The sequence below is a fragment of the Micromonospora sp. USAFONa4 genome (assembly GCF_057197825.1).
On sequence record NZ_CM170072.1, the window covers coordinates 3664647 to 3688009 of the forward strand.

A 23363-nucleotide genomic window follows, 5' to 3' on the forward strand; every position below is an offset into this window, starting at 1 on the left:
CCGGGTCCGCCGGGGCGCCGCTGCTGCAGATGGCGCTGCGGGTCGAACACGACATCTTCGTCGTCCGGCAGCGGGGCCGTGAGGTCGCCGCCGCGGTGGGCCTTGAGCACCAGGACCAGGTCCGCATCGCCACGGCGCTCAGCGAGGTCGCCCGCGACCTGCTGCACTCGGTCGGCGGGGCGGAGGTGGCATTCGTCCTCGTGCACGACGCCGTCGACGGCAGGCGGCACCTGCGGGTGGACCTCGTCCCCGTGGGCCCGCTGCCCGACGGGCGCTACGAGCCGCAGTCCGGTGCGGTGGCGCGGTTGGTGGACAAGCTGGGCGTGGTGACACGCGAGGGGGATACGGTCGTGAGGATGTCCCGACGTGTTCCGGTCACCGCAGAGGTGCTGACCCCCGAGCGTCTCGCCGAGCTGCGGTCCGAGCTCGACCGGAACGCACCGGGCAGCGCCCTGGACGAGCTGGCCGCCCAGAACGCCCAGCTCATCGCCGCCCTGGACGAGGTACGCAGCCAGCGCGACGAGCTGGCCGTCCTCAACGAGGAGCTGGCCGAGACCAACCGCGGGGTGATGGCGCTCTACAACCAGCTCACCGAGGAGCTGGAGGAGACCAACCGCGGCGTGGTGGCCCTCTACGCCGAGCTGGACGAGAAGTCGGCGCAGCTGCGCGCGGCCAGCGAGTCGAAGAGCCGGTTCCTGGCGAACGTCAGCCACGAGCTGCGGGCCCCGGTCACCGCGATCATCGGCCTGGGCCGGCTGCTGGGCGACTCCGCCTCCGACCCGCTCACCGCCGAGCAGGCCCGCCAGGTCGGGCTGATCCGCTCCTCGGCGGGTGACCTCCTCACGCTGGTCAACGAGCTGCTCGACCTGGCCAAGGCCGAGTCGGGCCGGATCGAGCCCGACTGGGCCGAGGTCGACCTGCGGCCGGTCTTCGGCCAGTTGCGCGGCACGCTGCGGGCCCTGGCCACCCGGCCCGACGTCGAGCTGGTGGTGGAGGAGCCGCCCGTCCCGGCGACGCTGCGTACGGACGAGGTGCTGCTCGCCCAGGTCCTGCGCAACCTGCTGCACAACGGGCTCAAGTTCACCGAGCGCGGCGAGGTGCGGCTGCGGGCCGAGCGGCAGGACGAGCGCTGGTCGCTCATCGTCTCCGACACCGGCGCGGGCATCCCCCCGGAGTTGCAGGAGCGGATCTTCGAGGAGTTCTACCAGGTGCCCGGCGCGACCCGGGTCGGCGGAACGGGCCTCGGCCTGCCGTACGCGCGGCGGCTGGTGACCCTGCTCGGCGGCAGCCTCGTGGTGTCCAGCGAGCCGGGCCGGGGCAGCACGTTCACCGTCACACTGCCCGCGGGCGGAGCGTGACGTGGACGGCGGCCCGGCGACGGTACTGGTGGTCGACGACAGCCCCACCAAGCGCTACCTCCTGGTGAGCTGGCTGTCCCGGGCGGGCTTCGCGGTGCTGGAGGCCGAGAACGGCGCCGAGGCGCTGGCCCGGGTCGGGGTGGACCCGATCGACCTCGTGGTGCTCGACGTGCGGCTGCCCGACCTGAACGGCTTCGAGGTCTGCGAGCGGATCAAGGCGGCGCACCCGGCGATGCCGGTGATCCACGTGTCCGCGCACGCGGTGGACGTGGTGGACCGGGCGCAGGGGCTCACCCGGGGTGCGGACGCGTACCTGGCGGAGCCGATCGAGCCGGAGGAACTGGTCGCCACCTCCCACGCGGTGCTGCGCTACTACCGGGCCCGGCAGCGCGCGGAACTGCTCGCCGAACGGCTCCTCGGCCTGGCCGACACCACCATGGCGGTGCACTCCGCGCCGAACTTCGCGCGGCTGCTGGAGGCGGCGGCGGCCGGCGCCGCGCGGATCTTCAGGAGCCCGGCCGCCGTGGTCGCCGAGACGTTCGACGGCGACTGCCTCGCGGGGATCGCGGACGGCCCCGACGGCACGGCCACGATCGTCCCGTGGATCGTCGACGACACCGGGGTGCCGACCGGGACGACGGTCCGGGTGGACGATCCGGCCTCCTGGGGCCTGGTCGGATGGCCGGCGGACGACACGGTCACGGTGGTCGCCGCCCGGCTGCGCGAGGACCGGGCGCCGCTCTACGTCGTCGTGCCCACCGCCACGCAGACCGCCCACACCCCCGTGCTGCGGCAGCTCGCCCAGGCCGTCGCGGCGGCCGTGGAGGCGCAGCGCTCCTTCGACGAGGAGCACCGCATCGCGGTCACCCTCCAGCGCAGCCTGCTGCCGCGCCGGATACCGCAGGTCAACGGGCTCGACCTGGCTGTGCGCTACGAGCCGGCGAGCGCGCAGACCGAGGTGGGGGGCGACTTCTACGAGCTGGTGATGCTCGACGGCCACCTGCTGCTGGCGATCGGCGACGTGGCCGGTCACTCGCTGCACGCCGCGACGGTGATGGCCGAGCTGCGGCACGCGGTGCGGGCGTACGCGGTGGAGGGGCACCAGCCGGGCGAGATCCTGCACCGGGTCAACGAACTCATGCGCACCCTGCTCCCCGACGAGCTGGCCACGATCTGCGTGCTGCTGCTGCACCCGCCGAGCGGCCGGGTGCGGCTGGCCAGCGCCGGGCACCTGCCGCCGGCGCTCAGCATCGACGGCAAGGTGGAGTTCGTGCAGCACTCGGCCCCGCTGCTCGGGGTCCGCGCGCCCCGGCCGTCCGACCTGGAGTTCGTGCTGCCGGCCGGGGCGACGCTGGTGTTCTACACCGACGGACTGATCGAGCGGCGGGACACCACCATCGACGACGGGCTGGCCGCCCTGGCCGTGGCCGCCACCCGGGTCGACGACGACCTGGACCGGTTCTGCGAACGGCTCCTGGTCGAGCTGGCTCCGCCGGAGATCCACGACGACGTCGCCGTGGTGGCCCTCCGCCGCAACTGAGCCGGCCCCGCGCGGGGCGGCGACGGCGGGGCCACCCTCGTACCCTGAGCTGATGGCCACGAAGACTGGTGATCTGCTCGCAGCCGCGGCGCCCCGTGCCGTCGCGGTGGTCCGGGGCGTCTCGGACGACCAACTGGACCTGCCGACCCCGTGCAGCGACTACGCCGTGCGCGACCTGCTCAACCACCTCTACGACGTGGTGGTCAACTTCCAGGCCCTCGCCGGCAGGGGGCAGCCGGAGTGGGCGGAGAAGCCCGACCACCTGACCGAGGGCTGGCGGGACCGGTTCGAGGCGGAGACCGCGAAACTGGTCGAGGCGTGGTCGGACCCGGCCGCGCTGGAGGGGGTCTCGCCCGGGATGGGGCTGCCGCAGGAGACGGTCGGCACCATGGTGCTGCTCGACCTGACGGTGCACGCCTGGGACCTGGCCGTCGCCACCGGGCAGCCGTACCGCCCCGCGCCGGAGGCGCTGCCCCCGCTGTGCGCCCTGTGCGAGCAGATGGGGCCGGCGGCCCGGGAACAGGGCGTCTTCGCGGCGCCGGTGGGGACGTCGTCGTCGGACGCCGCCGAGATCGACCGTCTGCTCGCCCTGACCGGCCGGGACCCGGGCTGGTCGGCGGGCGCCTGACCTCGGAGCGCCACCAGGCCCGCGCGGCACCCCGCCGCGCGGGCCTCCTTGACAGTCACTATTCACCGGGTGAATAGTGACGCGGTGTCCACCCCGCACGTGTTGCTGGGCCTGCTGGCCGCCGGCAACCGGCACGGCTACGAGCTGAAGCGCGCCCACGACGAGCGCCTGCCCCGCGCCAAGCCGCTGGCCTTCGGGCAGGTCTACTCGACCCTCGGCCGGTTGCAGCGGGACGGCCTCGTGGCACCCGCCGGGCAGGAACGCGAGGGCGGTCCCGACCGCACCGCGTACTCGCTGACCGCCGACGGCCGGGCCGCGCTCCAGCGGTGGCTCGCCGAGGTCGAGCCACCGATGCCGTACGTCGCCAGCACGCTCTTCGCCAAGGTGGTCGTGGCGCTGCTGGTGGCCGACGCGGACCGGGCCCGGACCTACCTCGTCGCCCAGCGGCAGGCCCACACCGAGCGGCTGCGCGAGCTGACCGCGGTGAAGACGGCGCCCTCGGCCAGCCTCGACGACATCGTCGCGGCCGACTTCGCCATCGCCCATCTCGACGCCGACCTGCGGTGGTTGCAGACCACCCTGGGCCGCGTCGCCGACTGGCACCGGGAGGTGCACTCGTGACGCAACTTCAGGCTCGCGGCGTGGTCAAGGCCTACGGGCGGACACCCGCGCTGCGCGGCGTCACCGTCGACGTCGCCGAGGGGGAGATCGTCGCCGTCACCGGCCCGAGCGGCTGCGGCAAGTCCACCCTCCTGCACTGCCTCGCCGGCATCCTGCGTCCGGACGCCGGCGAGGTGAGCTGGAACGGGCACCGGATCGACACCTGGTCCGAGGCGGCACGGTCCAGGCTGCGGCGCACCGAGTTCGGGGTGCTCTTCCAGTTCGGCCAGCTCGTCGCCGAACTGACCGCCGCCGAGAACGTCGCCCTTCCGCTGCTCCTCGCCGGCACCCGGCGGCGGGAGGCGCGGACGGCGGCGCTGTCCTGGATGGAGCGGCTCGGCGTGGCCGACCTGGCCGACGTCCGGCCGGGCGAGATGTCCGGCGGGCAGCAGCAGCGCTGCGCGATGGCACGGGCGCTGGTCACCGAGCCCCGGGTGCTCTTCGCCGACGAGCCGACCGGCGCGCTGGACACGCTCACCGGCGAGCAGGTGCTCGTCCAACTCGTCCGGCTCGCCCGCGAGCAGCGGACCACGGTCGTCCTGGTCACCCACGAGCCGCAGATCGCCGCGTACGCCGACCGCGAGGTCATCCTCCGCGACGGCATGGTCGACCACACCGGGCTCGGCCTCGACACCCCGCTGCCGGGCAGCCGCCGGTGAGGCCGTCGACGCTGGTACGCCTCGCCCTGGCCGGCACCCGCACCGACACCGCCCGGGTGGCGCTGACCGCGCTCAGCGCCGCCCTGGCCACCCTCGTCGCCCTCGCCGCGCTCACCGTGCTCGCGATCCCCACCCCGCCCGCCACCGACGGCAACGGCAGCCGTTGGTCCCACCAGTACGCCAACCAGCTGCTCGTCGAGCCGGGGCTGCGCGGCGGCACGGCCTTCGCCCTGCTGCTGCTCATGATTCCCGTGCTGGCGTTGGCCGGGCAGTGCGCCCGGCTCGGCGCGCCGGCGCGGGACCGCCGGCTGGCCGCGTTCCGGCTGGCCGGCGCCACCCCCGGCCAGGTGACCCGGATCGCCGTGCTGGAGGCCGGCATGGCGAGCCTGCTCGGCACGCTGGCCGGCGCGTCGGTCCACTTCGTCGGCCGGGAGCTGCTCGACCGGCCCGACGCCCGGGGCCGGCTCGTCCTGCCCACCGACGTGCTGCCCACCCCCGGCGTGCTGGTGGCGGTGCTGGCGGGGCTGCCGGTCGTGGCGGCGCTGGCCACCGCGCTGATGCTGCGCCGGGTGAGCACGACCCCGTTCGGCGTGCTGCGTACGCACCGCCGGGAACGCGGCCCCCGACCGTGGGCGGGCGTCCTCATCGGCGCCGGGCTGGCCGCCTTCGTCGCCGTCGAACCGGTCACCCGCCTCTACGACCGGCGCGCCACCGACCCGCCGTCGTGGCTGGTGCCGGCGCTGCTGGTCAGCGGCGGGCTGGCCGCGATGATCGGGGTGGTCGTCGGCACCCGCTGGATCTCCTGGACCGCCGGGCGGATGCTGCACCGCTACGCCCGGGGGCCGGCCGCGCTGCTCGCCGCCCGCCGGTTGACGGCCGACCCGTGGGCGGGCAGCCGCACCTTCGCCGCACTGCTGGCGGCGGTGCTCCTCGGCGCGGGCGCGGCCGGGCTGCGGGAGTACTTCGTCGCGGCGGGCGAGCTGAGCCGGCGGACCGGCGGCGGACTGGCCGGCGACGACGGCTTCTACCTGCGGACCATGGACCTGGTGGACCTGGCGGTGGCGGTGGCCATGCTGGTCGCCGCCGGTGGGCTGGTCGTCGCGATGGTGGAGGGGATCACCGCCCGGCGGCGCGCGTACGCGGCCCTGGTGGCGACCGGGGTGCCCCGGCCCACGCTCGGCCGGTCCATCGCCTGGCAGTCGCTGGCGCCCGCCGTGCCGGCGGTGGCCGTCGCGCTCGCCGTGGGCCTGCTGCTGGCCCGGGGGCTCTTCCGCACGCCGACCGCCCGCCACTACGACGAGGTCTGCGACGCCACCGCCCAGCTCTGCGCCGACCCCGCCACCCGGGCGCGCCACACCCGGGTCGTGGCGATGCCGGACGTGACCGTGCCGCCCGACGTACCGCTGGAACAGCTGGCCCTGCTCGGAGCCGGCGCCCTGGCGGGGGTGCTGGCGACGGTCGGCGTCGGCCTGCTCTTCCTGCGCGCGAGCACGGCTGTCGAGGAGCTGCGGGTGACCTGAGCCGGGGGACGGCCCCCGTGCCGCGTCAGGCGGCGAACAGACCGGCGGAGAGCGCGAGCAGCGTCCCGGCGGCGGCGGAACAGCAGCAGACCAGCAGGAACGCGACCACCGCGAGGATCGCCCAGACGCGCCGGTCGCGCGCCGCCGCCCGCCACCCCGACGCCGGTACGCCCTCGGCCGGCTCGTCGTCGTCCACCTCGCCGGCCCCGGTCACCCGGGCAGTCTAGGTGCTGCTGGTCAGCCGGTGCCGGCCATCGCCGCGAGGCGGCGGGCGAGCAGGACGACGGACTCCCGCAGCTCCGGAGGCTCCAGCACCTCCGCCTCGAAGCCCAGCCGGGCCGCGTGCATGGCCAGCCAGTCCAGGTCGTCCCCGCCGATGGCGAGCACGCACCACCCGTCGCGATCGTCCTCGACGCGCCCCACCTGGGGCGGCACCAGCTTCCGCACCTGGTCGGGGTGGGCGCGTACCCGCACCCGGGCGAGATAGCGGTACGGCGCCCCGGTCACGGACCGCTGCACGTAGGCGACCGGATCCGGATGCTCCCTCGCCTGGAAGCGCCAGGTCGTCGCCGTCACCTCGCGCATCCGGTCCAGCCGGAAGGTGCGCCAGTCGGCGCGGTCGACATCCCAGGCCATCAGGTACCAGCGGCGGCCGGTGGTGACCATCCGCACCGGCTCGACCGTCCGCTCGTGCTCCCCGCCGTCGCGGCCGGCGTAGCGGAACCGGACCCGTACGGCGTCGCGGCAGGACCGCGCGAGCGTCACCAGCAGCTCCCCGTCGATCTCGACCCCGGGGCCGACGAGGGTCGCGGTGGCGCCGTGCACCGCCCGCACCTCGGCGCGCAGCCGGGCCGGCATCACCTGGTCGAGCTTCGTGAGGGCCCGCAGGGCCGCCTCGCCCGCCCCGGCGACCGTGCCTCCCGACGCCAACCGCAGGGAGACCGCCGTCGCGATCGCCTCCTCGTCGTCGAGGAGCAGCGGCGGCAGCCGGGTGCCCGCGCCGAGCTGGTAGCCGCCGCCGACGCCCGCCGTCGCGTGCACGGGGTAGCCGATCGCGCGCAGCCGCTCCACGTCGCGGCGTACGCAGCGGTCGGTGACCCCCAGCTCGGCGGCCAGCTCGGTGGCGGTCCAGGACGGCCGCCGCTGCAACAGCGCCAGCAGACGCAGCACCCGCTCGGTCGTCGCCTCCACAGTCACCCGCTCATCGTTGCACGGATAACGGAACGATCCTGTCCGCTATCTACGGGAGGCTGGGGCCATGACCGACCAGACCTGGAACCCCCTGCTCCGTGACCAGCTCGCCTGGCACTGGGCCAACCAGTTGCGCGACCGCCTCGACGGGCTCACCGACGACGAGTACTTCTGGGAGCCGGTAGCCGGCTGCTGGAACGTGCGCCCGCGCGGCACCGGTACCGCGCCCGTGCGGGCGGGGGCCGGCGCGATGACCATCGACTTCGCGATGCCGATACCCGACCCGGCACCGTTCACGACGATCGCCTGGCGACTCGGGCACGTGATCGTCGGCGTGCTCGCGATGCGCAACGCCACGCACTTCGGTCGCGTGCCCACCGACTACGAGTCGTTCGAGTACGCCGCGACCGCGACCGAGGCGCTCGACCAGCTCGACACGGAGTACGCCGCCTGGCAGGCCGGGGTCGAGTCCCTCGGCGAGAGCGGCCTCGCCCGGCGCTGCGGAAAGGCCGAGGGGCCGTACGCCGAGCGTTCCCTGGCGGAGCTGGTGCTGCACATCAACCGCGAGATGATCCACCATCTGGCCGAAGTGTGCCTGCTGCGCGACCTCCACCTGCACACTCATGGGCAGACCCGACAGGAGGCGAGCTGAGATGGCGCGCGACGTCCAGATCACTTTCGACTGCGCCGACCCGGCCGGGCTGGCGGCGTTCTGGGCCGACGTCCTCGGCTACCGGTTGCAGGCCCCGCCCGGAGGCTTCGAGTCGTGGGAGCAGGCACTGGAGGCGATGGGCGTGCCGCCCGAGAACCGCAACGACGCCTCGGGGCTGGTCGACCCCGAGGGCGCCCGGCCACGGCTGTTCTTCCAACGGGTACCGGAGGGGAAACAGGCCAAGAACCGCGTACACCTCGACGTGCGGGCCGCCCCCGGCCTTGAGGGTGACGCGCGGATGGCGGCCCTGGAGGCGGAGGCCGAGCGGCTCGTGTCCCGCGGCGCCACCCGGCTGCGGCGCCACGAGCCCGAGCCACCGCTCGGCGCCGGGCACATCGTGATGGCCGACCCCGAGGGCAACGAGTTCTGCCTCGACTGACCGGCCGCGCGATCGGGCAGGATGGGCCGATGGAGCTGGTCTCGATCGACGACGTCCGAACCGCCGCCGCCGACATCGCGGGCACCGTGTCGCGTACCCCGCTGCTGCGCACCGGGTGGGATCCGGAGCTGTGGCTCAAGCCGGAGAGCCTGCAACCGGTGGGGTCCTTCAAGCTGCGCGGCGCGACCCACGCGGTCGCCCGGCTGACGCCCGAGGAGCGGGCGCGCGGTGTGGTCACCCACTCCTCCGGCAACCACGGCCTGGCCCTGGCGTACGCGGCCCGCGCGGCCGGGGTGCCGTGCCGGATCGTGGTGCCCGAGGGCGCCCCGGCCGCGAAGGTGGACCGGATCCGGGCGCTGGGCGTCGAGGTGCTGCTGGTGCCGCCGCCGCGACGCGGGCCGGAGGCGGAGCGGATCGCCGCGACGACGGGTGCGGTGCTGGTGCCGCCCTTCGACGACCGGCGCGTCATCGCCGGGCAGGGCACGGTCGGGCTGGAGATCGTCGAGGACCTGCCCGACGTCGACGTGGTGCTGGTGCCCGTGGGCGGCGGCGGGCTCTCCTCCGGCGTCGCGACCGCGGTCACCGCCCTGCGCCCGGCGGCGACGGTGATCGGCGTCGAGCCGGAACTCGCCGCCGACGCGCGGGAGTCGCTGGCGGCCGGGTCGGTGGTGGTGTGGGGCGAGGAGCGCACCTACCGGACGATGGCCGACGGGCTGCGCCTGCCGCCGTCCGAGCTGACCCTCGCCCACCTGCGGGCCCGGCTCGACCGCATCGTCACCGTGACCGAGGAGGAGATCCGCGCCGCGATGGGTCGGCTGCTCTCCGACGCCCGCCTGGTCGTGGAACCGAGCGGCGCGGTGGCCGTGGCCGCTCGGCTGTTCCGCGCCGCCGAGCTGCCGCCCGGCCGTACGGTCGCCGTGGTCACCGGCGGCAACGTCGACCCGGCGGTGCTTGCGGGCGTCCTGCGCTGAGCGGGCGACGGGCGTCCTGCGCTGAGGCGTCAGGAAGGGCACCTTCCTATGCATAATCCGTCAAGAAGGTGCCCTTCCTGACCTGCAGGTCAGGCGCGGCCGAGGCGGTCGAGGATCCAGGCGTTGACGAACGCCTCCTCGCGCCAGGAGTCGTAACGGCCGCTGGGGCCGCCGTGGCCGGCGCCCATCTCGGTCTTCAGCAGGTAGTCGCCCTGCGGGGCGACCGCCCGCAGCCGGGCGATCCACTTCGCCGGCTCGTGGTAGAGCACCCGGGTGTCGTTGAGGCTGGTCACCGCGAGGATCGCCGGATAGTCCACGGCCCGCACGTTCTCGTACGGCGTGTAGGACTTCATGTAGGCGTAGACCTCCGGGTCGGCCAGCGGGTTGCCCCACTCCTCCCACTCGGTGACGGTCAGCGGCAGCGACGGGTCGAGGATCGAGGTGAGCGCGTCCACGAAGGGCACCTGCGCGACGATCCCGGCGAACGCGTCAGGGGCGATGTTGGCGACCGCCCCCATCAGCAGCCCACCGGCCGAGGCGCCCCGGGCCACGAGCCGGTCGCTGGTCGTCCAGCCCGCCTTGACCAGGTGTCGGGCGCAGGCCACGAAGTCGGTGAACGTGTTCTTCTTGGCCAGCAGCTTGCCCTGGTCGTACCAGCTGCGGCCCAGCTCGCCGCCGCCCCGGGTGTGCGCGACGGCGAAGATGACGCCCCGGTCCAGCAGGGAGAGCCGGGCGACGGAGAACCACGGGTCCATGCTCGCCTCGTACGAGCCGTAGCCGTAGATCACGCAGGGGGCGGAGCCGTCCTTCGGCGTGCCGGCCCGGCAGACCAGCGAGACCGGCACCCGGGTCCCGTCGTCGGCGAGCGCCCAGTCGCGGTGCTGCTCGTAGTCGGCCGGGTCGTACGCCCGCCCGTCCGGCCCGGGCTTCACCGGCTTCTGCCGGCGCAGCACCATCTGCCGGGTGACCAGGTCGTAGTCGTAGACCGAGTCGGGGGTGACGAGCGAGGCGTAGCGGAGCCGGATCTGCCCGGTGCGGTACTCCGGGTTGTCGTGCAGGCCGACGCTGTAGAGCGGCTCCGGGAAGTCGATGTCGAAGGCGTCGCCGCCGCCGACGGGCAGCACCCGCAGCCCGGTCAGCCCGTTGGTGCGCAGCGAGACGACCAGGTGGTCGGCGAAGGCGTCGACGGCCTCCAGCCGGGTGCCGGGGGAGTGCTCGATGAGCGGCACCCAGTCGCCGGGCGCGTCCGCCGAGGTGTACGCCAGCGCGAAGTCCTCCGCGCCGTCGTTGTGCAGGATCAGGAAGCGGTGCCCGTGGTGCTCGACGGTGTATTCGACGCCCTGCCGCCGGGGCGCCACGGACGCCGGCGCGCCGGTCGGGTTGCCGGCCGGGATCACCAGCACCTCACTGGTGATCTTGCTGTGCACGTCGATGAGGACGAACCGCTCCGAGCGGCTCAGCTCCACGCCGACCCAGAACCGCTCGTCGTCCTCCTGGTAGACCACCACGTCCTCGGTGGACGCCGTGCCCAGGGTGTGCCGCCAGACCCGGTTCGGACGCCACGTCTCGTCCACCGTCACGTAGAACAGCACGGAGGCGTCGGTGGACCAGGCGGTGCCGTAGAACGTGTCGGGCACCTCGTCGGGCAGCAGCTCGCCGGTGGACAGGTCCTTGACCCGCAGCGTGAACCGCTCGTCGCCGGAGAAGTCCGTGGAGTAGGCCAGCCACCGCCCGTCCGGGCTGACGTCGAACGCGCCGAGCGCGAAGAAGTCGTGCCCCTCGGCGAGCAGGTTGCCGTCGAGCAGCACCTCCTCGCCGTCGAGCGGCGCGCCGTCCGCGCTGACCGGGGGCTCGGTCTCGCCGTCGCGGACCGCCCGGCGGCACTGCACGCCGTACTGCTGGCCCTCGACCGTCCTGGTGTAGTACCAGTAGCCGCCCTTGCGGCCGGGCACCGACAGGTCGGTCTCCTGGGTGCGCCGGCGGATCTCCTCGAACAGGTCGGCGCGCAGCCCTTCGAGGTGCGCCGTCCGGGCCTCGGTGTACGCGTTCTCGGCGGTCAGGTAGGCGATCGTCTCCGGGTCGTCCTTGGCGGTGAGCCAGGCGTACTCGTCGACGACGGTGTCGCCGTGGTGGGTGCGCTCGCTGGGCACCCGCTTCGCCGTGGGCACGGGGGTCTCGGTGGTCACGGCGTCACGTTACCGGCCGCGCCCCGCCCGCCGCGCGGCCTCGTCAGCGACCCGCCGCCACACCTTTCGAACATGTGTACGATGGCCGGCATGGCGGCTGCAGCGAGTTCCACGGACCGGCCCGGAGCCCTCGACATCACGCGGCGGTTGACGGAGATCTGCGGCCCGCCGTTCGCCCGCTTCGCCGGCCCCGCCGACGAGGTGGCCGGCCGCCCGGCCCGCTGGGTGGCCGTCCCGGGCGGTCCGCGCGCGGCGGCCGAGGTGCTGCGGCTCGCCGCCCGGCACGACCTGACGGTGGTGCCGCGCGGCGCCGGCACGAAGATCGACTGGGGTGCCGCCCCCGACCGGGTCGACATCATGCTCGACACCGGCCGGCTGGCCGGGATCGGGCACGAGCCGGTCGGCGCGCCCACCACCGAGGTGGGGGCGGGCACCCCGCTGCGCGCGGTGCAGGCCACTCTGGACCGCACCGGGCAGCGCCTGGCGCTCGACGCCCCCTCGCCCGGGGCCACCCTCGGCGGCGTGCTCGCCGCCGGCGAGGCGGGACCGCTGCGGCACCGCCACGGCAGCCCCTGCGACCAGCTCGTCCGGGTGCGCTACCTCGACGCCGACGGCGAGCTCGTCGACGCCGGGGGCGGCGCGGCCGGGCTGGAGCTGGCCCGGCTGCTCTGCGGCTCGCAGGGGGCGCTCGGCGTGCTGGTCTCCGCGACTTTGCGGGTGCAGGCCGTCCCGGCCGGCCGGATCTGGGTCAGCCGACCGGTGTGGACCCCGCTGGAGGTGCACGACCTGGTCCGCACCGTGCTCGCCGCGCGCCTCGACCCGGCGGCGGTCGAGCTGGACCTGCCGGCCGGCGCGGGACCCCGGCCGCGCCAGGGCAGCCGGGCCGCCGCGATGGCCGCGCACCCGTCCATGGCGGGGCGCGTCCGCGGCGGCCCGGCCGGCGCCGGGCGGTTGGTGGTGCTGCTGGAGGGCGGCCCGGCCGACGTCGCCGAGCGCGCCGACCGGCTCGTCGCGCTCCTCGGCCCGGGCGCTGCCGCCAGCCACGCCGCGCCCGAGTGGTGGCGGCGCTATCCGTTCGGCCCGGGCGACACGGCGCTGCGCATCGAGGTGCCGATCGCCGACCTGCACGCCGCCGTCTACGCGCTGCGGGACGCCGCCGGCGGCCCCGTCCCGGTGCGCGGCTCCGCCGGCCTCGGCGTGGTGCACGCGGCCCTGCCCGCTGCCATGTCCCCCGACCGGGTGGCGTCGATCCTGGCCGCCGTCCGTGGCGTGCTCCTCGCCCGGCAGGGCCGGTGCGTGGTGGTCTCCGCGCCGGCGGCCGTCCGGCGGGCCGTCGACCTCTGGGGCGAGCTGGCCGGGCTGGCCCGGCTGCGCGCGGCCAAGGAACACCTCGATCCCCACCGCCGCCTCGCCCCGGGCCGCCTCCCGGGCGGCCTCTGACCGCTCCGGCCAGCTCCGGGCGCGAGCGGGGCGGAAGGGCGGCGTGGCCGGGGTCGCGCGCGGCTCAGTCCATCCACCAGCGGTGCAGGCCGGCGCCGACCGGCGTGAAACGGCTCGCGGCCACGACCACCGCGCCCAGGGTCAGGGCGAGCAGCATCCGCCACGTGCGGCGGGACATGGCCGACCGGTCCCGGACCAGCAGGACCACGGCGTGGACCGCCAGCAGCGGCCCGGCGACCAGGCCGGCGAGGTAGAGCAGCGACACCGCGCCGTACAGCCAGATGAGGGGGTTCGCTCCGCTCAGGCCGAACGGCACCACGTCCTTCGGGTCGTACGCCCCGCTGCGCATCTCCTCGGGGCCGACCCCGGCGGCGGCCATCCGGCCGACCCAGAGCGCGAGGACGACGACGAAGGCGGCGGTGAGCGCCGACTGGGCGGCGACGGTGCTGCGCAGCAGCGGCGGACGCTCGGCGGGTGCATCGACGGTGCTCGACATGCGGTCAGCCTAGCCAACTCGTCCGGCGGCGCCGGCCGGTCCGCCTGCTCGACCGGCCGTCCGCACCGGTGCCCGCCGCCGCGATCGTCCGGCCCGATCGCGGCGTGCCGGCCCCTCGCGTCGACGGTGCCGCGACCCGTGCCGGCCCGGCCACCGCTGCTCAGGTCGCGTCGTTGCGGAGCACCAGGATGGCGATGTCGTCGCGGGGCGCCTCGGCCGAGAAGCCGATCGCCGTCGAGCGGAGCCGGGCCGCGATCACGTCGGCCGGGTAGCCGGCCAGCGGGGCGGCGGCGTCGCGCAGCCGGTCGGTGCCGAACAGCTCCCGGCCGCGCCGCCGCTCGGTGACCCCGTCGGTGTAGAAGACCAGCGAGTCCCCCGGGGCGAGCGGCACCTCGGCCGTCGGGGAGGCGATCGAGTCGAGCAGGCCGAGGGCGGTGCCGCCGGTGCCGACGAAACGCGCGCCACCGCCGGCGGGCAGCAGCACCGGCCGGTCGTGGCCGGCGAGGTGCAGGGAGACGTCGAGCCGGTCGCCGTCGCCGGGGCCGACCGCCGCCAGGGCCAGCGTGCAGTAGCGCCCGCCGCCCCGCTCGAGCAGCGTCTCGTTGACCCGGGCCAGCGCCTCCGGCAGCGGCTTGCCGTCGCCCACCAGCACCCGGATGACGTCGCGGACCAGGCCGGTGACCGTCGCCGCCTGCACCCCCTTGCCCGAGACGTCGCCGATCACCACCAGCCAGCGGCCGTCCGGCAGGGGCACCACGTCGTAGAAGTCGCCGCCGACATCGACGTCGCCGCCGGTCGGGACGTACTCGGCGGCGAAGCCGATGCTCTCGACCACGGGCAGCACCGGCGGCAGCAGCGACTGCTGGAGGGTGTGCGCGACGCGCCGGCGCTCGGCGTGGATCCGGGCGTTCTCGATCGCCAGCGCCGCCCGCCGGGCGACGTCCTCCAGCACGGCGACCTCGTCCGGGTCGTGCCGGTGCCGCTGGTGCCGGCCGACGGCCAGGGTGCCCAGCCGCTGGCCCCGCGCGATCAGCGGGACGGCGAAGCCCTCCATCGGCGCGCCGAGCGGCATCTGGGTGCCGTTGCGCGACGCCTCGCGCAGCCGGGCCTGGACCGAGTCCGGGCCGGTCTCCGCGAGCACCTGGTGCAGCTGGGGCAGCACCGACTCGTCGGCGTGGCTGGCTGCCGCGAGGCGGAGCCGGCCCCACTCGTCGGTCGTGTGGACCGCGCACCACTGCCCGAGCCGGGGCACCACGAGCTGGGGGACGAGCGCCATGGTCAACTCGACGTCCAGCGACTGCGCGAGCAGCTCGCTGGCCTCGGCGAGGAAGGTCAGCCAGGCCTGCCGGCGGACGTCCGCCCGGCGCAGCCGGTCGTTCTCCAGGTGCAGCGAGAGCCGCTCGGCCATCAGCACGGCCAGCGGTCGCGCGTACGCCGACGGTGCCGCGTCCAGCACCAGTTCACCGGTGTAGGGCCGGTGCACGGCCAGCGCCACCCGGAGCAGCTCGTTGCCGGTCCGGGGCTGGCGGCCGTACCGGGCCAGCACCTGGGTGCCCTGCCCGTCCCCCCGGTCCAGCCGCACGACCCCGCCCGCCGCGCCGACCATCTCCGCTACCCGGGTGAGCAGGCTGGTCGCGAAGTCGGGCAGCGGATCCTCGGCGTACGGGTCGGGGGTGGTCTGCATCAGCTCGCTCATGGCCCCGGCGCTCGGCGCAGAGCTCTCCGGGGTCGCCGGTGCGCCGCCGCCGGCGGTCGCCGCGCCGGGCATCCGCGCGTGCCGGTTGCCCGTGGCCGGGCCGGGCAGGTCCAGCCGGAACCACACCCCCTTGCCGGTGGGCAGGTAGGTGGTGCCCCAGCGGCTGGCGAAGTGGTCGACCAGCAGCAGCCCCCGGCCGCGCTCGGAGACCTCGTCGATGTCGGTGGCGTCGTTGCGGACCCCGACGGTCAGCTCCTCGACCGGGCCGGCGGCGAAATCGGACACGGTGACGGTGATCCCGACCGGGTCGGCGACCACCTCGACGTCCAGTTCGGTGCGGGCGTGCTCCACCGCGTTGGTGGAGAGTTCGGTGGTGAGCAGCATGGCCTCGTTGGCCAGTTGGTCCAGGTGGGCCTCGGTGAGGACGGACCGCACGAGGGCCCGCGCGGCGGCCGGCGTACGCCGGTCTGCGGGGAGCCGGACGCGCCGGACGTGCTCGTCTCGGCCCCCGGTCGCCGCGGGCCCCGTCTCCGCTGACACCCCCGTATCCTCCACCGCCACCCGTGCGGGTGCCAAGCCGATCCCCGGACGGGCGCCCCCCGCCCCACCCTCCCGCCTCGTCGATCATGCATTTGTGGTGGGCGATCGACGGCTTTCGACCCGATCCGTCAGGCACCACAACTGCATGATCGGCGCCGGGGGGCGGAGGCCCGGGGGCGGGGTCGGGCGCGTGGGCGTGGCGCGGACGGGGCCACGGGCACAATGGGGGCATGGCCGGTGTCGGCAGGAGCCGGTGGCCCCGAGCTGAGCGAGGAATGATGACCACGAAACAGTCGGCGACCGTGGACCAGTCCGCGCCCGACCACGAGGCGCTCCTCGGCGAGCTGACCGAGGCGCTGCGGCGGGTGCGCGGGGGCGACCTGAAGGTGCGGCTGCCCCGCCGGGCCGGCCGCGCCGGTGAGGTCGCGGACGCCTTCAACGAGGTCGTGTCGCTCCAGGAGCAGCAGTACCTCGACCTGCGGCGGATCAGCCGGATCGTGGGCCGGGACGGCCGGCTCACCGAGCGCCTGGACGACGAGGGGCTGGACGGCTCCTGGGCGGAGGGGCAGCGGGCGGTCAACTCGCTCATCGACGACCTGGGCCGGCCGACCACCGAGATCGCCCGGGTCATCGTCGCGGTAGCCGACGGCGACCTCTCCCAGCACATGGCGCTGGAGATCGACGGCCGGCCGCTGCGCGGTGAGTACCTGCGCATCGGCCGCACGGTCAACACGATGGTCGACCAGCTCTCGTCCTTCTCGAACGAGGTCACCCGCGTCGCCCGGGAGGTGGGCACCGAGGGCAAGCTCGGCGGCCAGGCCGACGTGCGCGGCGTCGCCGGCACCTGGAAGGACCTCACCGACTCGGTGAACACCATGGCGTCGAACCTGACCGGCCAGGTGCGGTCGATCTCCCAGGTGGCGACGGCGGTGGCCAAGGGCGACCTGTCGCAGAAGATCACGGTCAGCGCGCGTGGCGAGGTCGCCGAGCTGGCCGACACGATGAACTACCTCACCGACACCCTGCGGCTCTTCGCCGAGCAGGTGACCCGGGTGGCCCGCGAGGTGGGCACCGAGGGCAAGCTCGGCGGGCAGGCCGACGTGCCGAACGTGGCCGGCACGTGGAAGGACCTGACCGACAGCGTCAACTCGATGGCGTCGAACCTGACCGCCCAGGTGCGCAACATCGCCCAGGTCTCCACGGCGGTGGCCCGGGGCGACCTGTCGCAGAAGATCACCGTGGCGGCGCAGGGCGAGATCCTGGAGTTGAAGGACACCGTCAACACGATGGTGGACCAGCTGTCGTCGTTCGCCGACGAGGTCACGCGGGTCGCGCGTGAGGTGGGCATCGAGGGCAAGCTGGGCGGCCAGGCCCAGGTGCGCGGCGTCTCCGGCACCTGGCGGGACCTCACCGAGAACGTCAACCAGCTCGCCGGCAACCTGACCAGCCAGGTGCGCAACATCTCCCAGGTCTCCACCGCGGTGGCGAAGGGCGACCTGTCGCAGAAGATCACGGTCGACGCCCAGGGCGAGATCCTGGAGCTGAAGAACACCGTCAACACGATGGTGGACCAGCTGTCGTCGTTCGCCGACGAGGTCACGCGCGTCGCGCGCGAGGTGGGCACGGAGGGCAAGCTCGGCGGCCAGGCCCAGGTCAAGGGCGTCTCGGGTACGTGGCGGGACCTGACCGACAACGTGAACTCGATGGCGTCGAACCTGACGTCGCAGGTGCGCAACATCGCCTCGGTCACCACGGCCGTGGCGAAGGGCGACCTGTCGCAGAAGATCACGGTCGACGCCCGGGGCGAGATCCTGGAGCTGAAGTCCACGGTCAACACGATGGTGGACCAGCTCTCGTCGTTCGCCGACGAGGTGACGCGGGTGGCCCGCGAGGTGGGCACGGAGGGCAAGCTCGGCGGTCAGGCCCAGGTGCGGGGCGTCGCCGGCACCTGGCGGGACCTGACCGACAACGTGAACTCGATGGCCTCGAACCTCACCGCCCAGGTGCGGAACATCGCCCAGGTCTCCACGGCCGTGGCGAAGGGTGACCTGTCGCAGAAGATCACCGTTGATGCCCGGGGCGAGATCCTGGAGCTGAAGTCGACGGTGAACACGATGGTGGACCAGCTGTCGTCGTTCGCCGACGAGGTCACGCGCGTCGCGCGCGAGGTGGGCACGGAGGGCAAGCTCGGCGGTCAGGCCCAGGTCAAGGGCGTCTCGGGCACGTGGCGGGACCTGACCGACAACGTGAACTCGATGGCGTCGAACCTGACGTCGCAGGTGCGCAACATCGCCTCGGTCACCACGGCCGTGGCGAAGGGTGACCTGTCGCAGAAGATCACGGTCGACGCCCAGGGCGAGATCCTGGAGCTGAAGTCCACGGTCAACACGATGGTGGACCAGCTCTCGTCGTTCGCCGACGAGGTCACCCGGGTCGCGCGCGAGGTCGGCAGCGAGGGCAAGCTCGGCGGCCAGGCCCAGGTCAAGGGCGTCTCCGGCACGTGGCGGGACCTCACCGAGAACGTCAACCAGCTCGCCTCGACCCTCACCACCCAGCTGCGCGCCATCGCGCAGGTCTCCACCTCGGTGACCCGGGGCGACCTGACCCAGCGGATCGCGGTCAAGGCGCAGGGCGAGGTCGCCGAGCTGAAGGACAACATCAACCAGATGATCGTCACCCTCCGGGAGACGACCAAGAAGAACGCCGAGCAGGGCTGGCTCGACTCGAACCTGGCCCGGATCGGCGGGCTCCTCCAGGGGCAGCGCGACCTCGGCGAGGTCTGCCGCATGATCATGATGGAGGTGACCCCGCTGGTCGACGCGCAGCTCGGCGCGTTCTTCCTGGCGGACACGTCCGAGGGCGTGATGCGGCTGCGGTTGACCGCCTCCTACGGCTACGTCGCCCGGGGGCACGAGGTCACCTTCGGCCCCGGCGAGGGGCTGGTCGGGCAGGCCGCCCTGTCCCGCCGCACCATCCGGATGGGCGGGGTGCCGGACAGCAAGCTGATGCTCCGCTCCGGGCTGGCCGAGACCCCGCCGGCCGACCTGGTCGTACTGCCCGTGCTCTTCGAGGGCGAGCTGCTCGGGGTCATCGAGTTCGCCAGCGTGGCGGCCTTCTCCGAGCTGCACCTGTCGTTCCTGGAGCGGCTCGTGCTCACCACCGGCGTCGCCGTCAACACCATCCAGGCCAACCGGCGTACGGAGGAACTGCTCGCGCAGTCGCAGCGGCTCGCCCACGAGATGCAGGAGCAGTCGGCGGAACTCCAGCGCACCAACGCCGAGCTGGAGGACAAGGCGCAGCTGCTCTCGGAGCAGAAGGGCAACATCGAGACGAAGAACCGGGAGATCGAGCTGGCCCGCCTCGGCCTGGAGGAGAAGGCCCAGCAGCTCACGCGGGCGTCGGCGTACAAGTCGGAGTTCCTGGCCAACATGAGCCACGAGCTGCGTACGCCGCTGAACTCGCTGCTGCTGTTGGCCCGGCTGCTGGCCGAGAACTCGGAGCAGAACCTCACGCCGAAGCAGATCGAGTTCGCCCGGACGATCCACGGCGCCGGCTCCGACCTGCTGTCGCTGATCGACGACATCCTGGACCTGTCCAAGATCGAGGCGGGGCGGATGGACGTCGAGCCCACCGCCGTCCGGTTCGACGAGATCCGCGGGTACGTGGAGCAGGCGTTCGCGCCACAGGCCGAGGAGAAGGGCCTGGACTTCCAGGTACGGATCAGCAAGGACCTGCCGGAGGCGCTGGTCACCGACGCCCAGCGACTCCAGCAGATCCTGCGCAACCTGCTCTCCAACGCGGTCAAGTTCACCGACAACGGGGCGGTGACGCTGCGGATCGCGCCGGCGCCCGACAACGCGGTCTTCGACGTGCCGGCCCTGACCAACGCGCAGCAGGTCATCGCGTTCACCGTGGTCGACACCGGCATCGGCATCTCCGACGACAAGCTGTCGCTGATCTTCGAGGCGTTCCAGCAGGCCGACGGCACCACCAGCCGTCGCTACGGCGGTACGGGGCTGGGGCTTTCGATCAGCCGGGACCTGGCCCGGCTGCTGGGCGGCAGCATCGTGGTGGCGTCGGCACCCGGCCAGGGCTCGACGTTCACCCTCTTCGTACCGGACGTGCTCGCCCCGGACGCGGTGGTCGCGCCGCTGCCGCCGTCACCGGCGCGGGCCGGGCTGCCGTCCTCGCTGCTCATGCCCCCGCCGGAGCTGCCCGAGCCGGCCTCCACGCCGGCCACCCGGCGGCTGGAGGGCACCACCGTGCTGATCGTCGACGACGACGTCCGGAACGTCTTCGCGCTGACCAGCGCGTTGGAACTGCACGGCCTGACCGTGTTGTACTCGGACAACGGGGCGGACGGCGTCCGCCTGCTGGCCGAGCATCCGGAGGTGGACATCGTCCTGATGGATGCGATGATGCCCGATCAGGACGGATACGAGACGACCCGACAGATCAGGCGCAACCACCGGTTCGCCGACCTGCCGATCGTCTTCCTGACCGCCAAGGCCATGCCCGGCGACCGCGAGTCGGCGCTGGCGGCCGGGGGAAGTGACTACATCACCAAGCCCGTCGACCTGGACGAGTTGATCGAACTCATGTCGTCCTGGATCAGCGGCAGCCGAACCGAGGAGAGTTCGTGACCCAGATGGCAAAGGCGCTGCTGGTGGACGACCGCCGGGAGAACCTGATGGCACTGGAGGCGATTCTCCAGGGCCTGCCGGTCCAGTCCGTCGCCGTGGAGAGCGGCGAGGCGGCCCTGAAGCAGCTGCTGGTCGACGACTTCGCGGTGATCCTGCTGGACGCCCAGATGCCGGACATGGACGGCTTCGAGACGGCCAGTCACATCAAGCGCCGCGAGCGTACGCGGCACGTGCCGATCATCTTCCTCACCGCCGCCGACCGGGACGCCCAGCTCGCGCTGCGCGGTTACGCGGTCGGCGCGGTCGACTACCTGACCAAGCCGTTCGACCCGTGGGTGCTGCGGGCCAAGGTGTCGGTCTTCGTCGAGCTGTGGGTGAAGACCCGGCAGCTCGCCGCCCAGTCGGATCTGGTGCGGGACCGGGACGCGCAGCTGCGGGTGCTGACCGACGCGGTCGACGAGGCCACCGCGATGCTGCGCCTCGACGATCAGGATTCCCGCGACCGCGCGGTGCAGCTCCTGGAACAGGCCCGCTGGGGCAACACCCCCTGACCCACCCACCCACCCCACCGCCCGGCCCGGTCCCCCTGGGCTCCCGCCCCGGGGTTCCGTCCGGTGATCATGAGGTTAGCTGTGTGGAATGGCCGGATTGTCCGGGCTAACCTCATGATCAACACCAGGAAGGCAGGGCCGGGCGGGGAAGGGCAGGGCCGGGCGGTTGAGTCAGCCCGTGGTCTGGTCGTTGCGGATCATCAGGGCGCTGCGCAGGCCGGTGATGTCCAGGACGCGGAGCAGGAAGTCGCCGACGTTGGTCAGGATCAGCAGGCTCTGCGCGTGGCTGGCCTTGCGGCTGAGTACGACGAGGGTGCCCAGGCCCTGTGAGTCGCAGAAGGTGACCCCGCCGAGGTCGAGCACGATGCGCGGCGGCGGGTCGGCGAGGACCTCGTTGACGACGGTCGACAGCTGGGCGGCCGTGAGCATGTCGATCTCACCGGCCAGGCGAAGCACAGCTTCGTCGCCCGTCCGGTGTAGCGTGATGGACAGTTCGGCACGATCCACCGGGTCAGCCTAGCGCGATCCGGGCCACCCGGCCCGTCGAGCGCTGGCGGTCGACCCGGCCGGGCGCGGCGACCGCGCTCCCGCGCACGGGAGCGCCCCCGCACCAGGGCGACAGCGGCCCGTCCCGCACACCCGGGAGCGGACACGCCTCGCGCCGTGGGAGCAGGAAACGCCCGCACGGCAGGACCGGAGGCGCTCCCAGGGCGTCGGGAACGGGGATGCCCCGGGCTGCCGGACGTGACGCCGCCGGGACGGCGGTCAGGGCCGGCCCGGGTGAGCCTGGTAACCCCGGTACGGGGTGCCTGCCGATTCGCCGCCCGACGCTGACACAATGGCGGCATCGTGACCGATATGTTTCCCGCCGGATCCGGCCGCTACCCGGCCGAAGCACCGGCCTCCGAGGCCCTGTTCGACCGCGCCAAGGCCATCGTGCCCGGCGGGGTGAACTCTCCCGTGCGCGCGTTCCGTGCCGTCGGCGGCACGCCGCGCTTCATGGTCCGGGGGGAGGGGCCCTGGCTCTACGACGCCGACGACCGGCGCTACGTCGACCTGGTCTCCTCCTGGGGCCCGCTGATCCTCGGTCACGCGCACCCGGAGGTCGTGGACGCGATCAGGTCGGCCGCGACCCGGGGCACCAGCTTCGGCACCCCCACCCCGGGCGAGGTCGAGCTGGCCGCCGAGATCGTCGACCGCACGCCGGTCGAGCAGGTCCGGCTGGTCAACTCCGGCACCGAGGCCACGATGTCGGCGATCCGGCTGGCGCGCGGCTTCACCGGCCGCTCCCGGATCGTCAAGTTCTCCGGTTGCTACCACGGGCACTCCGACGGCCTGCTGGCCGCCGCCGGCTCGGGGGTGGCCACCCTCGGTCTGCCCGACTCGCCGGGGGTGACCGGGGCGGCGGCGGGCGACACGATCGTGCTGCCGTACAACGACGTCGCCGCCGTGGAGCAGGCGTTCGCCGCCGAGGGTCAGCACATCGCCGCGATCATCACCGAGGCCGCCGCCGGCAACATGGGCGTGGTCGCCCCGCGCGACGGCTTCAACTCCCAGCTCGCCCGGATCGCGCACGCGCACGGGGCGCTGCTCATCGTCGACGAGGTGATGACCGGGTTCCGGGTCTCCCGCGCCGGCTGGCACGGCCTCGACCCATCCGACGCCGACCTGTGGACGTACGGCAAGGTCATGGGTGGTGGGCTGCCGGCCGCGGCGTTCGGCGGGCGCGCGGAGATCATGGAGCGACTGGCCCCCGCCGGCCCGGTCTACCAGGCCGGCACCCTCTCCGGTAACCCGCTGGCCTGCGCCGCCGGCCTGGCCACCCTGCGGCTGGCCGACGACGCGCTCTACCGCAGGCTCGACGACACGGCCGCCGTCGTGGGCAGGCTCGCCGCGGACGCGCTGGCCGCCGCCGGGGTCCCGCACCGGCTGTCGTACGCGGGAAACATGTTCTCGGTCTTCTTCACCGACGCCGACGTGGTCGACTACGACAGCGCCCGCACCCAGCAGGTGCCGGCGTTCAAGGCGTTCTTCCACGCGATGCTCGCGGGCGGCGTCTACCTGCCGCCGAGCGCGTTCGAGGCGTGGTTCGTGTCTGCGGCGCTGGACGACGCCGCTCTGGAGCAGATCGCCGCCGCCCTGCCGGTGGCGGCCAACGCTGCGGCAGCGGCCGGTCACGGGGGGTAGCTTACG

General features: G+C 74.0%; 19 protein-coding genes. 13 read left to right on the top strand and 6 right to left on the bottom strand.

The window, feature by feature from the left end:
• The first annotated feature begins 29 nt into the window (after nt 1-29).
• The 6 genes from AC0OO9_RS16165 to AC0OO9_RS16190 all read left to right on the top strand — a co-directional run bounded on the left by AC0OO9_RS16165 (nt 30) and on the right by AC0OO9_RS16190 (nt 6365).
• Nucleotides 30-1358, top strand: a complete 1329-nt coding sequence (locus tag AC0OO9_RS16165) for an ATP-binding protein (protein WP_484517965.1) — start codon at nt 30-32, stop codon at nt 1356-1358.
• Between the two features lies 1 nt (nt 1359).
• Nucleotides 1360-2898 carry a SpoIIE family protein phosphatase gene (locus tag AC0OO9_RS16170; RefSeq protein WP_484510977.1) on the top strand — a complete coding sequence of 513 codons (1539 nt, stop codon included), beginning with the start codon at nt 1360-1362 and terminating at the stop codon, nt 2896-2898.
• Nucleotides 2899-2950: 52 nt separating this feature from the next.
• Nucleotides 2951-3526 carry a TIGR03086 family metal-binding protein gene (locus AC0OO9_RS16175; RefSeq protein WP_484510978.1) on the top strand — a complete coding sequence of 192 codons (576 nt, stop codon included), beginning with the start codon at nt 2951-2953 and terminating at the stop codon, nt 3524-3526.
• 84 nt (nt 3527-3610) lie between these two features.
• Nucleotides 3611-4147 (top strand): PadR family transcriptional regulator, encoded by a 537-nt coding sequence (locus AC0OO9_RS16180; protein ID WP_484510979.1) that lies wholly within the window; start codon nt 3611-3613, stop codon nt 4145-4147.
• Nucleotides 4144-4845 (top strand): ABC transporter ATP-binding protein, encoded by a 702-nt coding sequence (locus tag AC0OO9_RS16185; RefSeq protein ID WP_132232244.1) that lies wholly within the window; start codon nt 4144-4146, stop codon nt 4843-4845. Before AC0OO9_RS16180 ends, AC0OO9_RS16185 begins: the two co-directional genes overlap by 4 nt.
• Nucleotides 4842-6365, top strand: a complete 1524-nt coding sequence (locus AC0OO9_RS16190) for an FtsX-like permease family protein (RefSeq protein ID WP_484510980.1) — start codon at nt 4842-4844, stop codon at nt 6363-6365. Before AC0OO9_RS16185 ends, AC0OO9_RS16190 begins: the two co-directional genes overlap by 4 nt.
• A 25-nt stretch (nt 6366-6390) precedes the next feature.
• Here AC0OO9_RS16190 and AC0OO9_RS16195 read toward each other — a convergent pair whose 3' ends face one another.
• Nucleotides 6391-6579 carry a hypothetical protein gene (locus AC0OO9_RS16195; protein ID WP_151452603.1) on the bottom strand — a complete coding sequence of 63 codons (189 nt, stop codon included), beginning with the start codon at nt 6577-6579 and terminating at the stop codon, nt 6391-6393.
• A gap of 23 nt (nt 6580-6602) precedes the next feature.
• Complete coding sequence (locus tag AC0OO9_RS16200) at nt 6603-7562, bottom strand: helix-turn-helix transcriptional regulator (protein WP_484510981.1); 960 nt, start codon at nt 7560-7562, stop codon at nt 6603-6605.
• Between the two features lie 61 nt (nt 7563-7623).
• On the opposite strand from AC0OO9_RS16200, the gene AC0OO9_RS16205 reads away from it, so the two are divergent.
• From AC0OO9_RS16205 to AC0OO9_RS16215, 3 genes are read left to right on the top strand one after another with little or no spacing between them, the layout of a single operon-like run.
• Complete coding sequence (locus AC0OO9_RS16205; protein WP_484510982.1) at nt 7624-8208, top strand: DinB family protein; 585 nt, start codon at nt 7624-7626, stop codon at nt 8206-8208.
• 1 nt (nt 8209) lies between these two features.
• A complete protein-coding gene (locus AC0OO9_RS16210) occupies nt 8210-8647 on the top strand; it encodes a VOC family protein (RefSeq protein ID WP_484510983.1) in 438 nt (145 codons plus the stop codon).
• 29 nt (nt 8648-8676) lie between these two features.
• Nucleotides 8677-9618, top strand: coding sequence for a threonine ammonia-lyase (locus AC0OO9_RS16215; protein ID WP_484510984.1), 942 nt, complete (start codon nt 8677-8679; stop codon nt 9616-9618).
• A gap of 89 nt (nt 9619-9707) precedes the next feature.
• Here AC0OO9_RS16215 and AC0OO9_RS16220 read toward each other — a convergent pair whose 3' ends face one another.
• Complete coding sequence (locus tag AC0OO9_RS16220) at nt 9708-11804, bottom strand: S9 family peptidase (RefSeq protein WP_484510985.1); 2097 nt, start codon at nt 11802-11804, stop codon at nt 9708-9710.
• A 90-nt stretch (nt 11805-11894) separates the two neighbouring features.
• Between AC0OO9_RS16220 and AC0OO9_RS16225 the strand changes: the two genes are divergently transcribed.
• The gene (locus AC0OO9_RS16225; protein WP_311412210.1) at nt 11895-13244 is read left to right on the top strand and encodes an FAD-binding oxidoreductase; all 1350 of its coding nucleotides are present in this window, start codon (nt 11895-11897) and stop codon (nt 13242-13244) included.
• A gap of 64 nt (nt 13245-13308) precedes the next feature.
• Here the strand turns inward: AC0OO9_RS16225 and AC0OO9_RS16230 are convergent, their stop codons facing one another.
• A complete protein-coding gene (locus AC0OO9_RS16230) occupies nt 13309-13740 on the bottom strand; it encodes a hypothetical protein (RefSeq protein WP_484510986.1) in 432 nt (143 codons plus the stop codon).
• Between the two features lie 160 nt (nt 13741-13900).
• Entirely contained in the window at nt 13901-15976 is a 2076-nt protein-coding gene (locus AC0OO9_RS16235) for a SpoIIE family protein phosphatase (protein WP_484510987.1), read from the bottom strand.
• 275 nt (nt 15977-16251) lie between these two features.
• Here AC0OO9_RS16235 and AC0OO9_RS16240 point away from each other — a divergent pair, with 275 nt between their 5' ends.
• Nucleotides 16252-20619, top strand: coding sequence for a HAMP domain-containing protein (locus AC0OO9_RS16240; RefSeq protein ID WP_132232224.1), 4368 nt, complete (start codon nt 16252-16254; stop codon nt 20617-20619).
• The gene (locus AC0OO9_RS16245) at nt 20616-21170 is read left to right on the top strand and encodes a response regulator (protein WP_151455014.1); all 555 of its coding nucleotides are present in this window, start codon (nt 20616-20618) and stop codon (nt 21168-21170) included. The genes AC0OO9_RS16240 and AC0OO9_RS16245 overlap by 4 nt, the downstream gene beginning before the upstream one ends.
• A gap of 171 nt (nt 21171-21341) precedes the next feature.
• Here the strand turns inward: AC0OO9_RS16245 and AC0OO9_RS16250 are convergent, their stop codons facing one another.
• Nucleotides 21342-21677, bottom strand: a complete 336-nt coding sequence (locus tag AC0OO9_RS16250; protein WP_121397135.1) for an STAS domain-containing protein — start codon at nt 21675-21677, stop codon at nt 21342-21344.
• A 342-nt stretch (nt 21678-22019) separates the two neighbouring features.
• Between AC0OO9_RS16250 and hemL the strand changes: the two genes are divergently transcribed.
• Nucleotides 22020-23357: a glutamate-1-semialdehyde 2,1-aminomutase gene (gene hemL, locus AC0OO9_RS16255; RefSeq protein WP_484510988.1), complete on the top strand. Its 1338-nt coding sequence runs from the start codon at nt 22020-22022 to the stop codon at nt 23355-23357.
• The last annotated feature ends 6 nt before the right edge of the window (nt 23358-23363 follow it).

What these genes read in the sequence shown, in the direction of transcription:
- AC0OO9_RS16165 (WP_484517965.1), top strand. Translation starts at nt 30, where the DNA reads ATGGCGCTGCGGGTCGAACACGACATCTTCGTCGTCCGGCAGCGGGGC.
- AC0OO9_RS16175 (WP_484510978.1), top strand. Translation starts at nt 2,951, where the DNA reads ATGGCCACGAAGACTGGTGATCTGCTCGCAGCCGCGGCGCCCCGTGCC.
- AC0OO9_RS16205 (WP_484510982.1), top strand. Translation starts at nt 7,624, where the DNA reads ATGACCGACCAGACCTGGAACCCCCTGCTCCGTGACCAGCTCGCCTGG.
- AC0OO9_RS16210 (WP_484510983.1), top strand. Translation starts at nt 8,210, where the DNA reads ATGGCGCGCGACGTCCAGATCACTTTCGACTGCGCCGACCCGGCCGGG.
- AC0OO9_RS16215 (WP_484510984.1), top strand. Translation starts at nt 8,677, where the DNA reads ATGGAGCTGGTCTCGATCGACGACGTCCGAACCGCCGCCGCCGACATC.
- AC0OO9_RS16225 (WP_311412210.1), top strand. Translation starts at nt 11,895, where the DNA reads ATGGCGGCTGCAGCGAGTTCCACGGACCGGCCCGGAGCCCTCGACATC.
- AC0OO9_RS16230 (WP_484510986.1), bottom strand. Translation starts at nt 13,740, where the DNA reads ATGTCGAGCACCGTCGATGCACCCGCCGAGCGTCCGCCGCTGCTGCGC.
- AC0OO9_RS16240 (WP_132232224.1), top strand. Translation starts at nt 16,252, where the DNA reads ATGATGACCACGAAACAGTCGGCGACCGTGGACCAGTCCGCGCCCGAC.